The organism is Stappia albiluteola, from assembly GCF_014050225.1.
In the GTDB taxonomy this organism is placed as follows: Bacteria; Pseudomonadota; Alphaproteobacteria; order Rhizobiales; family Stappiaceae; genus Hongsoonwoonella; species Hongsoonwoonella albiluteola.
In genome coordinates, this window is sequence record NZ_JACFXV010000066.1 from 17,613 (window position 1) to 29,549 (window position 11,937).

The 11,937-nt window shown below is 63.3% G+C and carries 12 protein-coding genes; 4 read left to right on the forward strand and 8 right to left on the reverse strand.

The window, feature by feature from the left end; translation table 11 throughout:
• Positions 1 to 6 precede the first annotated feature (6 nt).
• From H2509_RS18630 to H2509_RS18650, 5 genes are all read right to left on the reverse strand, one after another.
• Positions 7 to 495 carry a hypothetical protein gene (locus H2509_RS18630; RefSeq protein ID WP_182167976.1) on the reverse strand — a complete coding sequence of 163 codons (489 nt, stop codon included), beginning with the start codon at positions 493 to 495 and terminating at the stop codon, positions 7 to 9.
• Between the two features lie 131 nt (positions 496 to 626).
• Positions 627 to 1,247: a 2-hydroxychromene-2-carboxylate isomerase gene (locus tag H2509_RS18635; protein ID WP_182167977.1), complete on the reverse strand. Its 621-nt coding sequence runs from the start codon at positions 1,245 to 1,247 to the stop codon at positions 627 to 629.
• 82 nt (positions 1,248 to 1,329) lie between these two features.
• Entirely contained in the window at positions 1,330 to 2,961 is a 1,632-nt protein-coding gene (locus tag H2509_RS18640) for a cisplatin damage response ATP-dependent DNA ligase (RefSeq protein WP_182167978.1), read from the reverse strand.
• 19 nt (positions 2,962 to 2,980) lie between these two features.
• Positions 2,981 to 3,406: a DUF4440 domain-containing protein gene (locus H2509_RS18645; RefSeq protein WP_182167979.1), complete on the reverse strand. Its 426-nt coding sequence runs from the start codon at positions 3,404 to 3,406 to the stop codon at positions 2,981 to 2,983.
• Positions 3,407 to 3,489: 83 nt separating this feature from the next.
• Positions 3,490 to 4,506 (reverse strand): ligase-associated DNA damage response exonuclease, encoded by a 1,017-nt coding sequence (locus H2509_RS18650; protein WP_182167980.1) that lies wholly within the window; start codon positions 4,504 to 4,506, stop codon positions 3,490 to 3,492.
• 112 nt (positions 4,507 to 4,618) lie between these two features.
• Between H2509_RS18650 and H2509_RS18655 the strand changes: the two genes are divergently transcribed.
• Both H2509_RS18655 and pdeM read left to right on the forward strand, forming a co-directional pair.
• On the forward strand, positions 4,619 to 7,132 hold the full coding sequence (locus H2509_RS18655; RefSeq protein ID WP_182167981.1) for a ligase-associated DNA damage response DEXH box helicase: 2,514 nt from the start codon (positions 4,619 to 4,621) through the stop codon (positions 7,130 to 7,132).
• Positions 7,129 to 7,857, forward strand: a complete 729-nt coding sequence (pdeM, locus tag H2509_RS18660; protein WP_328805124.1) for a ligase-associated DNA damage response endonuclease PdeM — start codon at positions 7,129 to 7,131, stop codon at positions 7,855 to 7,857. Before H2509_RS18655 ends, pdeM begins: the two co-directional genes overlap by 4 nt.
• A gap of 3 nt (positions 7,858 to 7,860) precedes the next feature.
• Here the strand turns inward: pdeM and H2509_RS18665 are convergent, their stop codons facing one another.
• On the reverse strand, positions 7,861 to 8,334 hold the full coding sequence (locus tag H2509_RS18665) for a DUF3429 domain-containing protein (protein ID WP_182167982.1): 474 nt from the start codon (positions 8,332 to 8,334) through the stop codon (positions 7,861 to 7,863).
• Positions 8,335 to 8,484: 150 nt separating this feature from the next.
• Here H2509_RS18665 and H2509_RS18670 point away from each other — a divergent pair, with 150 nt between their 5' ends.
• The gene (locus tag H2509_RS18670; RefSeq protein WP_182167983.1) at positions 8,485 to 8,799 is read left to right on the forward strand and encodes an ArsR/SmtB family transcription factor; all 315 of its coding nucleotides are present in this window, start codon (positions 8,485 to 8,487) and stop codon (positions 8,797 to 8,799) included.
• Between the two features lie 145 nt (positions 8,800 to 8,944).
• Positions 8,945 to 9,898 (forward strand): permease, encoded by a 954-nt coding sequence (locus H2509_RS18675; RefSeq protein ID WP_235975104.1) that lies wholly within the window; start codon positions 8,945 to 8,947, stop codon positions 9,896 to 9,898.
• Between the two features lie 111 nt (positions 9,899 to 10,009).
• Here the strand turns inward: H2509_RS18675 and H2509_RS18680 are convergent, their stop codons facing one another.
• Both H2509_RS18680 and H2509_RS18685 read right to left on the reverse strand, forming a co-directional pair.
• Complete coding sequence (locus H2509_RS18680; protein ID WP_182167985.1) at positions 10,010 to 10,786, reverse strand: TIGR02186 family protein; 777 nt, start codon at positions 10,784 to 10,786, stop codon at positions 10,010 to 10,012.
• Positions 10,783 to 11,712, reverse strand: a complete 930-nt coding sequence (locus H2509_RS18685; protein WP_182167986.1) for a sulfite exporter TauE/SafE family protein — start codon at positions 11,710 to 11,712, stop codon at positions 10,783 to 10,785. Before H2509_RS18685 ends, H2509_RS18680 begins: the two co-directional genes overlap by 4 nt.
• Between the last annotated feature and the right edge of the window lie 225 nt (positions 11,713 to 11,937).

Below are 11,937 nucleotides of genomic sequence, written 5' to 3' on the forward strand. Positions count from 1 at the left end.
AATCGCTCAGTTCGGCTTTTCCTCGAGCTCCTCGCGCAGGCTTTGCATCAGCCCGAAGAAACGCCGCATTGCCTTCTCGGTGAAATCGAGCGCCCTATCGAGCTGCTTTTCGTCTTCGGCCGACAATCCGTCCGGCGAAGGCCGCGCCTCCTTGCCGTTCAGTCCGCCCATGGCTTCTTCTGCAGAGCGGCCAATAGCGAGGATCTTTGCCTCCAGCTCGCGATTGCGTGCCGTCAGTCGCTCGTTTTCTATGGCGAGCGCGGCGATTTCCTCTTCCAGCGCCCGCTCGGCATCGGGCAGGGGAACGCACCGCCAGGCGTCGTTCACCTTCTTGCAAAGCGAGACTCGGCCGCTCTGGCGGTCGAGCCGAAGGAAGCCATCGCCCGTCTCGCTAAGCGAATAGCGATCCTTGTCGAGCGGATTGTCCGCAGCCTGGACGGGCGCCGCTGCCAGCAGAACAGCTGCCAGAGGCGCCGCCAATATCCGTGCCGTCATTCCTCGTCATCCCTGCATTATGGCCTATCCTGTGGCCTGCATCGTGGCATCTGCCATCAACTGCCGCATGGCAACAGTCTATCCCCGGATGGACGGGAAAGCACGGGCGGTGGGCGTTTTCCCCCCCGAACTCAGTCGGCGGTATAGGCCGCGCGGTCCGAGGCAAGCGCATCGGCAAGAAGTTCCAGCCGGTCCTGGCCCCAGAACACCTCGCCCTTCCATACGTAGCTCGGGGAGCCAAAGACGCCCGCATCGACCGCTTCCTGCTGATGGGCGGCATAGCGGTCGGCAATCTCCGTCTTTTCCGAAAGGTCGAGAATGCGCGCCGCATCCTGGCCGAGGTCGGTGAGGATCGACGTCAATACCTCTCGATCGGCGACATTGCGCTCTTCCGCCCAGACCGAGCGCAGCACGCGCTCGGAAAAGAGGCCGACCGGGCCGCCTTCCAGCGCCAGCGCAATCGCAGCGCGGTCTGATGGCCCCGCGTCCACCGGGAAGAAGGCAGGGCGCAGATTGAGAGGCAGGTCCCGCTTGTCGCGCCAGCGCTGCAGTTCGAGGAACCGGTAGGCCTGGCGAACAGCATGACGCTGGCCGAGCGGCAGGCCGCCGGTTTCGGCGAAAACCTGGCCGAGATTCACCGGCTTGAAGCGAACGGCATAATTATGTGCTTCGGCCAGATCGAGGAATGCCCGGTGGCCCATATAGGCCCAGGGAGAAGGATGCGAGTAGTAGTAGTCGATGACACGCTGCATAGCAGATCGTTTCCTGGAAAAAGACCGGTCATGCCTTCATGACCCATTTCGGCGGCAACCCTGCGCCGTGGAACCGTGACGATCAAGCCTTGACGTTGCCGGGAACCAGTGCCTCCAGCAGCTCTATGCGGTCGGCATCCTCCGGCTTCTTGTCCCAGCGCAGGCGATGAACGCGCGGAAAACGCATTGCCAATCCGGACTTATGGCGGGTCGAGCGGGCGATGCCTTCGAACGCGACCTCAAGAACGAGCCCGGTCACTTTTGTGTGGGCAACCTCGCGAACCGGCCCGAAACGGTTGGTCGTATTGTTGCGGACGAAACGGTCGATCTCGAAAAGTTCCTCGTCGGTGAAGCCGAAATAGGCTTTGCCGACGGGTACCAGTTCCTCGTCCCGCCAAACGCCGAACGTGTAGTCGGAATAAAAGGACGACCGCTTGCCGTGGCCGCGCTGGGCATAAAGAAGCACGGCGTCGACCAGATAGGGATCGCGCTTCCACTTGAACCAGAGGCCCTTGGGGCGGCCCGGCACGTAGGGCGCGTCGCGCCGCTTCACCATGACGCCTTCTACGGCCTCCGCATCCCCGGCTTCGATGTGGCCAGCCGGATTGGCACGCGCGGCAGCTAACTCGTCCCAGTCGCGGAAGCCGATCAGCGGCGAAAGTCCGATTGCCGGCAGCGACAGGCGTTCGACGAAACTTTCGAGCTCCCCGCGGCGCGCCTCGAAGGCAAGCTCCCGGAGATCGCGCCCGTCAGAGGAAAGAAGATCGTAGGCGCGGATTGCCACAGGATGGCTTTTCAGCAACGCCTTGGTGACGGACTTGCGGTTGAGACGCTGCTGCAACTCGTTGAAGGATTGGACGCGCCCCGCCCGAACCACCAGAAGCTCGCCGTCGATCGATCCTTCGAAGTCGATTTGCTCGACCAGGTCGGGAAAGGCTTCGGAGATGTCTTCGCCCGAGCGTGAAAAAAGGCGCCGGCGGAAGGTTCCGCTCTCGTCGCGGCCGGCTACGGCCTGAACGCGAATGCCGTCCCACTTCCATTCGGCGGCGAAATGGGCTGGATCGAGTTCGGCGAAAGTTTCCGGCTCGATGGGACGCGCCAGCATCGGCGGACGAAACGGCGCGGGATCCGAGCTTAGGGGCGCAGGGGCACGCCCCTCCGCCCAGGCGAAGAGAGCCTCGTAGGGAGGATCCAGCCCGTGCCAGGCTTCCTCGATCCGGTCCGTATCGAGAGGGCCGAGGCCGGCGACCGCCGTTTTCGCCAGCCGCGCCGATACGCCCACCCGCATGCCGCCGGTGACGAGCTTCAGTAGCGCCCAGCGCCCGGTCTCATCGAGCGTATCGAGCCAGCCGGCGATCAACCCCGGTACCTCGGACTTGCCGGCGCTGCGCAGGCCCACAACCACGTCCGACAGCAGCGGCGGCGGCGCATTGACGCCCCTGTTCGCCGGCCACATCAGGGCGATCGTCTCGGACAGGTCGCCAACGAAATCGTAGGACAACGCGAAAAGTTCAGGATCGGTGCGTTCCGCGATCAGCCCTCGCAGCATCGCCGGCTTGGCATGGCGAAAATCGAGGCCGTCGGTAAGCGCGGCAAGGGCAAGCCCGCGCTCGGGATCCGGGGTCGTGCCGAAATATTGCGTCAGGAGCGCCAGTTTGGCATTGCGCCGCGGCTCGTAGGAGAGCCGATCCAATAGCTCCGAAAACCGTTGCATGCGTGCGGGTAAAGATGCCTCAGGTTTCGTTGACGATCATCGCGATCCGCCAATCCTCGCCGTCGAGGACGAGGTGATAGTGGCAGGCGAATTCGAAGACGGATTCATCCGCGCCGTTGTCCTGCGTCCAGGCCAGTGACACCAGCGCCGTCGAGCCGCTGACATGTGCGGATAGTACCTCGAAGTCCGAGCGCACGACCTCTTCGCGATCGAGCGCTTCGAGCAGCTTCTCGATATTTTCCAGCAGCTCTTCCTCGTCGGCGAAGACGTTACCCTTGCCGAACTGCCATATCACCGCCGGATAGGCGAAGCAATCGGCGATCGCCTCGGCATCGTAGTCGTCGAAGGCCGCGCGGTAACCCTCGAAAAGTTCGGCGATCGCTGCCTGCGCCTCATCGGCATAGGCATCGTCCTCTGCCGGGTTGATTGCGCTCTCGTCGGCCATGGCACCTGCCCTCCCCGCCAAATGATATGTCCACAGGCTCGGCCCGGATCGAATGTGCCTTTTGAATATAACCACAGTCGCGGCTAAACAATGCCCACCGTTTCGCCGTCCCCGCCATCCTCGTAGCCGGCGAGATTGAGCGGCCGCGCGTTCAGCCCGCGGCTGCGGCACCAATGCACCAGCGCGTCTTCAGCGCCATGCGTGACCCAGATGTCCTCGGCGCCCGTCTCGACCACGGTACGGCACAGGTCGTCCCAGTCCGCATGGTCCGAAATGATCAGCGGCAGTTCAGCCCCGCGCTGCCTTGCCCGAGCCCTCACCCGCATCCAGCCGCTGGCAAGCGCCGTCACCGGATCGCCGAAGCGCCGGGCCCAACGATCCGTCAGCTGTCCGGGCGGACACAGGACGATTTCGCCGGCGAGTTCCTTCCCGCGACCGCCGACCGGCTCCAGCGGCCCGAACGCAACGCCTTCGGCCTCGTAGAGGGCGCAAAGCGGCTCCAGCGCCCCGTGCAGATAGACCGGACGATTGTAGCCGCTCTCCCGCAGATGGGCGATTAGGCGTTGCGCCTTGCCCAGCGCATAGGCGCCGACGAGATGGGTCTTGTCGCCGAAAAGCCCGAGCGAGGCCGTAAGTTTGCCGATCTCGCCGGTGGCCGGCGGATGGCGAAACACCGGCAAGCCGAACGTTGCCTCGGTGACGAAGAGATCGCAGGGCACCAGTTCGAAGGGCGCGCAGGTCGGGTCGGGCTGCCGCTTGTAGTCGCCCGAGACCACGGCGACGAAGCCGCCGAAATCGAGCCGGATCTGGCACGAGCCGAGCACATGGCCGGCCGGATGGAAGGAAACGCCGACACCGGCGACCGACAGCCGCTCGCCCGGCGCGATCGCCTGCGTAGTGCCGGCAAATCCGGCTCCGTAGCGCACGGCCATGATCTTCAGTGTCTCGGAGCTTGCCAGTACCGAGCCGTGGCCGGCGCGGGCGTGATCGGCATGGCCATGGGTGATCAGCGCGCGCTCGACCGGACGCACCGGATCGATGAAGAAATCACCGGCGGAACAATAAAGACCGGCATCGGTTAGGATGAGGTTTTGCTGCAAAATCGCCGTATCTTCCGTCGCTGGGACCGGACCCTGCCATCAACTTAGTTCCGCCGACCGGAAATGCCAGCAGCCCTCGTGACCGCCTTTCGTTTCTGCTATTCAACGTTTCATGCATGCGCCCGCCGACGACCTACTGCCGCAGGCCTTCCAGACCTGGTTCGCCAGCCGTGGCTGGGCGCCGCGCGCGCATCAGCTCGACCTGCTGCGGTTGACGGAGAGCGGGCACTCGACGCTGCTGATCGCCCCGACGGGCGCCGGCAAGACGCTGGCCGGCTTCCTGCCGAGCCTCGTCTCGCTGACAAAGCGCGGGCGGACAAAACCGGGCATGGCAAGACGCGGCATCCATACGCTCTATATCTCGCCGCTGAAGGCGCTGGCCGTCGATATCGCCCGCAACCTAGAGGCCCCCGTCTCCGAGATGGGACTGCCGGTCACGGTCGAGACCCGCACGGGCGACACCCCGGCGCACAAGCGACAGCGGCAGAAACAGGCCCCGCCGGACATATTGCTGACGACACCGGAGCAGGTAGCGCTGCTGCTGTCCGATCCCGCAGCAGCCCGCATGTTCGACAATCTCGACACGATCATCCTCGACGAATTGCATGCGCTGGTGACGTCGAAGCGCGGCGATCTCCTGTCGCTCGGCCTCGCCCGGCTGCGCCGCATCGCGCCCGGGCTCAAGGCAATCGGCCTGTCGGCAACCGTCGCCGAGCCGGACGACCTGCGCGCCTATCTCGTCGCGCAGCCCGCCGAGGAAACGCGCCTACTGGCGGAACTGGTGAAGGTGGACGGCGGCGCCACGCCCGACATCTCGATCCTCGAAACGGCGGAGCGCCTGCCCTGGTCGGGCCACACCGCCCGATATGCGCTTGCCGGCCTCTACCGCGTGCTGAAGGAGCACAGGACGACGCTTATCTTCGTCAACACCCGCAGCCAGGCGGAGATGCTGTTTCAGGAACTCTGGCGCATCAACGACGACAACCTGCCAATCGCGCTCCATCACGGCTCGCTCGATGTCGGCCAGCGGCGCAAGGTCGAAGCGGCTATGGCAGCCGGGTCGCTGCGGGCAATCGTCTGCACGTCGTCGCTGGATCTGGGTATCGACTGGGGCGACGTCGACCTGGTGGTCAATGTCGGCGCACCGAAGGGCGCAAGCCGTCTTGCGCAGCGCATCGGCCGCGCCAACCATCGCATGGACGAACCGTCCAAGGCGATCCTCGTGCCGGCCAACCGCTTCGAGGTGATCGAATGCCAGGCAGCGCTTGCCGCCTCGAAGGCAGGGGCCCAGGACACGCCTCCCCTGCGCGACGGTGGCCTGGACGTACTCGCCCAGCACGTGCTTGGCATGGCCTGCGCCGCGCCGTTCTTTCCGGAGGAGCTCTATTTCGAAGTCCTGTCTGCCGAGCCTTACCGCCGGCTTGATCGGGCAACCTTCGACAGGATCGTCGATTTCGTCGCGACCGGCGGCTATGCGCTGAAGACCTACGAGCGCTATGCGCGGCTAAGGAAGGCGGCGGACGGCAGCTACCGCATCTCCCACCCGCGCGTCGCGCAGCAGTACCGGCTCAATGTAGGCACGATTGTCGAAGCACCCATGCTGAAGGTGCGGCTGGTGCGCTCCAGGGCCGCGGGACGACAATCGCCGCTCGGACGCGGCGGACGCCCGCTCGGCGAGATCGAGGAATGGTTTGTCGAGCAACTGAGCCTTGGCGACACGTTCCTGTTTGCCGGCGAGGTGCTGCGCTTCGAGGGGATCCGGGAGAACGAGGCCTATGTCTCGCGCACTCGATCCGAAACTCCGCAGATCCCTTCCTATCAGGGCGGCAAGTTCCCGCTGTCGACCTATCTCGCCGACCGGGTGCGGCACATGTTGGCCGAACCCGAAAGCTGGGGCCAGCTTCCCGATCAGGTGCGCGAGTGGCTGGAGATCCAGCGGCATCGGTCGAAATTGCCCACAGCCGATGGACTTCTTGTGGAAACTTTCCCAAGGGCAGGAAAGCATTACATGGTCGCCTACCCGTTCGACGGCAGGCTTGCCCACCAGACGCTCGGCATGTTGCTGACGCGGCGGCTGGAGCGCGCCGGCGCGCGGCCATTGGGCTTTGTCGCCAATGACTATGCCCTCGCCGTCTGGGGCCTGGGCGATCTATCGGCCATGATCCTGCAAGGCCGATTGTCGCTCGACGAACTCTTCGACGCCGACATGCTGGGCGACGATCTTGACGCCTGGCTCGCCAGTTCCAGCCTTCTGAAACGCACATTCCGCTCTTGCGCGGTGATCGCCGGATTGATAGAGCGCCGCCATCCGGGCAAGGAAAAGACCGGCCGGCAAGTGACCGTGTCCTCAGACCTCATTTACGACGTATTGCGCTCGCATGAGCCCGATCACGTGCTTTTACGCGCGACCTGGCACGACGCGGCCACAGGACTTTTGGATATCTTAAGATTGAATGAACTTCTTTCCCGAACCCACGGTCGAATCACGCATACTGCGCTCGCCCGAGTATCGCCGCTGGCCGTTCCGGTCATGCTCGAGATCGGGCGCGAGCCGGTCTACGGCGAGGCACAGGAGGCGCTGCTTGCCGGTGCCGCCGACGACCTGATCGGGGAGGCTATGGGGTGAGGCTTTTCGCGGCCACGCAGAAATCACGCGGCTTCGTGCCCGTGTGCCATGATCTTTCGATCGCGGGCACACTTGTCGGCCTGCACGACAGCGGCGCCATGTGGCTGCCGGACGAGCACACGCTGGTCGTCGCCGACCTCCATCTCGAAAAGGCCTCAAGCTTTGCCCGGCGCGGTGTGATGCTGCCGCCCTATGACACCGGCGCGACGCTGGAAAAGCTCGCCGAGGCCATCGACGCCTTCGAGCCGCGACGGGTGATTGCGCTGGGCGACAGCTTCCACGATCGCAACGGCTCCGACCGCCTGCCTGCCGCCTACCGCGCCATGCTCACGACGCTGCAACTCGGGCGGGAGTGGATCTGGGTAACCGGCAATCACGATCCAATCGCTCCGGTCGGCCTTTGCGGCGAGACGGTTGAAGAGGTGAGTTTCGCCGGCCTCGCATTCCGCCACGAGCCAAGGGCTTTGGCCGAGGGCTTTGCCGAGGTCGCAGGCCATCTTCATCCGGCCGGCAAGGTACGGCGTTACGGTCGCTCGGTACGTCGTCCCTGCTTCGCCACCAACGGCGAGCGGTTGGTGCTTCCCGCCTTCGGCGTGCTGACCGGTGGCCTCAACGTGCTGGATCCCGCCTGGGAAAGCGTTTTTCCAGCCCGGCGTTTTTCGGCCTTCCTGCTTGGCGAAGGCCGCCTCTATCCCTTTACCGCGAGCAAGCTGGTGTCCGACTGATTGTCACGCGGAAACCAGACCGGCGGAAATCAGCCCGGTCATGGCGATGGCCGTCATGTGCAGACGGATCTTGCCGAACCAGGCAGGCAGACCGCCCTTGCCTGATTCAGTGAAATCGATGGCGCCCTGCACGCCGATCGCCAGGGCAAGAACGAAAAAGCCGACGGTCTCTGGAAGAAACACTGCGTCCCAGCCGATCAGCGGCGGCACGATCGACCAGAAAAACAGCCGGTCGCGCCGATCCTTGTCAACCTGCGAGAACAGTCCCTGCCCCCAGCGAATTCCGGCAAGGAAGGACAGGATCAGCGCCGCATAGACGATGGCGCCGCGCGTCGATGGACCGTCTTCCGCCTCTTCCAGGTAAATCATCAAAGGCGCGGCGAGAAACGGAACCGCGGCCGCATAAGCCAATAACCGCGCGACGAGAGGAACGTCGCTGGCAGTCGCTTCCTGTCGGTTGGTACTGGCTGTCCACATGGCGCCTCCACAACCTTTGCGGATAGTCCGCTAATTGATTCATATGCGCGCTTTGCGGCACGTCAAGGGCTATCACCCGGATCATTGCCGAAGTGCGAGCAGAAGCGATCGAATATTGACATAACTAGTTATATAGTTATATTAACGTCCATGACATCAACCTCTCCAATCGCACGCGCTCTGGCTGCGCTCGGTCATGATACGCGTCTGCAAGTCTACCGGCTTCTCGTTCGAGCGGGCCATGACGGCCTGAACGTCGGTGAAATCGGCTCCCTTCTCGAGATGCCGGCTTCGACCTTGGCACACCATCTGAGCTCGTTGGTCGATGCGGGCCTCGTCATTCAGGAGCGCAGAGGCAGGGAAGTGACGAACCGGGCGGATTATGACGCAATGCAGCGCACCCTCTCCTACCTCACGTCGGAGTGCTGCTCTGGCGTGAAACTCACGCACGAAGACGCGGCCTGACCAAAAATTTTTTGTCTATTATCACCATAAATCTAGAGGTGTCGTTATGTCAGGATTAACACTGGTTGCCCGCGACAAAGCAAAGTCAATCGGAACATCGCTCTTGGCCAGGGAGCAGGCTTGGCTGGTGTCGGGAGCGATCCTCTTGGCGACCTTTGCGCTTGATCCTGTGCAGGGTATCGAAAGCGCTCTTTTCACCGCGGGCAACCTCATCGATGTCGCACCGTTTCTCGTTCTGTCGATCGGCCTTGCCGCCTTTGCCGGCGCCTCCGGCGCGGACGGTCTGATCGCGCGGGCGTTTACCGGGTCCCCTGCGATCATGATCCTCCTTGCAGCTGCGGCCGGCGGATTGTCGCCGTTCTGTTCCTGCGGAGTTATCCCGCTTATCGCGGCGCTGCTCAGCATGGGTGTGCCGCTTTCCGCTGTCATGGCGTTCTGGCTGGCGTCCCCAGTCATGGATCCGTCAATGTTCGTCCTGACTTCAGGCGTGCTCGGCCTCGACTTCGCGATCGCCAAGACCCTTGCCGCCATTGGCCTTGGCCTCTTCGGCGGCGCAGCCGTTGCGCTGTTCACAAAAGCCGGCAGCTTTTCCAGTATCCTGAGGGAGGGTGTAGGCAATGGCGGCTGCGGCGGCGGCAAGGTGCGGACCGTGCAACCGATTGTCTGGCGGTTCTGGACTGACCGCTCACGGCTTTCGAAGTTCAGCCGTGAGGGCCTGAAGGCCGCACTCTTCCTTGCCAAGTGGCTGACGCTGGCCTTCCTGCTCGAAAGCCTGATGCTGGCTTACGTTCCAGCAAATCTGATTGCCGGGGCCCTTGGCGGAACGGGGCTTGCGCCGATCGCCACTGCGACGCTGGTCGGGGTTCCGGCCTATCTGAACGGCTATGCCGCTCTGCCACTCGTCAGCGGGCTTGTCGATCAAGGCATGGCGCCTGGCGCTGGTCTCGCCTTCCTCGTCGCCGGCGGCGTCACGTCCCTACCCGCTGCCATCGCCGTCTGGGCATTAGTCAATCGGACAGTATTCGCCCTGTATATCGGCCTCGCGCTCGCCGGTTCGTTCATCTCCGGCGTTCTTTACCAGCTATGGTGTATCCTGTGACGGAGAACCATTGCATCGGAGATTGCAAACGCCAGAAAGCAAAACTCGAAAGAGCAAACGGACATGATGGAGGGGTAATTCTCCCCTCCGTCGATCTCGGAAGGGTGACGCTCAGTCCCTGCGGAAGATCACGCCGGCGAGCCACCCGGTAAAAAGCGCAAGGAACACAGCCACCGCCCCGTAGATGGCGGAATATTTGTAGGCGGCAGTATAGGTAAGCTGCTCGAAGCCGGTCTTGGCGATCGTCAGGTCGTTTTCCTGGCTGGCCAGAAGCGCACCGCCACGCAGGAGATAGGTGCGCACCTTGTAAGCCCCGACCGGCACGTTCGACGGTATCGGTATGGTGGTGCGAAATAGACTGTCGCTGAGAAACTCAACGGAACCGGCACGCTCGGAATAGAGGCCGTTGCGGATCAGCAGCCGCAGAAAAGCGTTACGGAAGTCGAACCGTTCCGAGATCGGAACGGGCGAATCCTCGAGCACGCGCAGGCTGATGTTGTGCAGGCCGATCTGGAACCTCTCCAGCGTGTTGCGCTGGGCGAGATCGCCGACCGGACGGGTCACATGCGCGGCGTAAAAGCCCGGCACGCCAATGAACGTCTCCGCATCGCGATTGACCCACAGGCCCAGAAACCGCTGCTTGCGCCTCGTTGTGACGTCTTGCTCAGGCCCGGTTACGATGACAGCGATATCGTACGGATCGGCGCGGGCGACGGTGGCGAAATCGCGGACGATCTCGCCGAAGACGACGATCTCGGTACCCGTGAAATTGGATTCGATCCGGACCCGGTCGGAAGACAGCGCCGCAACCAGGGCCTCCGACCGCGCCGACCCTGCCCCCGCGAGCCAAAGCACCAGCAGGCAGGCGGCGAGCGCGCGCCCCCTCATCTCATCAGTCCCGAAATGACGGAATAGGAATATAGCTCTTCCGGCATGATCAGCAGGCCGACGGCGAAGCGCACGCCGACGGCCAGAACCAGCAGGGCAAGGAGCAGGCGGAGCTGGTCACCGCGCAGCTTTTGCCCGGTGCGCGCCCCGAATTGAGCGCCGATCACTCCGCCGACCATCAGGATCAGGGCCAGCACGATATCGACCGACTGGGTGGAAACGGCATGCAGGAAACTTGCCGCCGCCATGGTGACGAGGATCTGCAACAGCGACGTGCCGATGACGATATTGGTCGGCACCCGCAGGATATAGATCAGCGCCGGCACCATCATGAAGCCGCCGCCGATGCCAAGCACTGTGCCGAGAAAACCGATCGTTGAACCGAGGAAGATGATCGGAATCACGCTGACATAGAGGCGTGACTGGCGAAACCGCATCTTGAGCGGCAGTCCGTGCACCCAGTTATGACGTCCCGGCAACCGGACGGGTGCGTTCGCGCCGGAACGCCGGCGGGCGATGGCACGCATCGATTCCATCAGCATCAGAACACCGATCGTGCCGAGGAATGTGACATAGGACAGGGAAATGACGAGATCCAGCTGGCCAAGCTTGCGCAGGATATCGAAAAGCCAGACGCCGATACCGGATCCCACGATGCCGGCGGCGAGCAACAGGCCGGCGAGCTTGAAATCGATCGCCTTGCGCCGCCAGTATGCGAGCACTCCCGACGCGGACGAAGCCACGATCTGGGTCGTCACGGTGGCGACCGAGACGGCGGGAGGGATACCGGAAAAGATCAGAAGCGGCGTCAGCAGAAAGCCGCCGCCGATACCGAACAGGCCGGACAGGAAGCCGACCGCTCCCCCCATTCCGAATACCGTGAACATGTTCACGGGCAATTCCGCAATGGGAAGATAGATCTGCACGGGGCACCCCGGCTTGTCCCGCCGGCTTTCTACCGGCACGATGATTTCGGTTCAGTTCGTCCGCAAGCCCACAAGCCTGAAGAGGCGAACTGTTTCAGGCAGCCGGTGCGACCAGCCCCTGCGCGGATAAGGGCGCTGACAGCATCCTCTGTCAACGCCGAATACGTACTTTCAGCTATCTTCCTGCGATGACGGACCGAACTCAATTTGAACTTTCGGCCCAAG

Bases quoted from the DNA above. Each gene is read 5' to 3' on its own strand.
- H2509_RS18630 (WP_182167976.1), bottom strand. From the start codon at position 495: ATGACGGCACGGATATTGGCGGCGCCTCTGGCAGCTGTTCTGCTGGCA.
- H2509_RS18635 (WP_182167977.1), bottom strand. From the start codon at position 1,247: ATGCAGCGTGTCATCGACTACTACTACTCGCATCCTTCTCCCTGGGCC.
- H2509_RS18640 (WP_182167978.1), bottom strand. From the start codon at position 2,961: ATGCAACGGTTTTCGGAGCTATTGGATCGGCTCTCCTACGAGCCGCGG.
- H2509_RS18645 (WP_182167979.1), bottom strand. From the start codon at position 3,406: ATGGCCGACGAGAGCGCAATCAACCCGGCAGAGGACGATGCCTATGCC.
- H2509_RS18655 (WP_182167981.1), top strand. From the start codon at position 4,619: ATGCATGCGCCCGCCGACGACCTACTGCCGCAGGCCTTCCAGACCTGG.
- H2509_RS18665 (WP_182167982.1), bottom strand. From the start codon at position 8,334: ATGTGGACAGCCAGTACCAACCGACAGGAAGCGACTGCCAGCGACGTT.
- H2509_RS18670 (WP_182167983.1), top strand. From the start codon at position 8,485: ATGACATCAACCTCTCCAATCGCACGCGCTCTGGCTGCGCTCGGTCAT.
- H2509_RS18680 (WP_182167985.1), bottom strand. From the start codon at position 10,786: ATGAGGGGGCGCGCGCTCGCCGCCTGCCTGCTGGTGCTTTGGCTCGCG.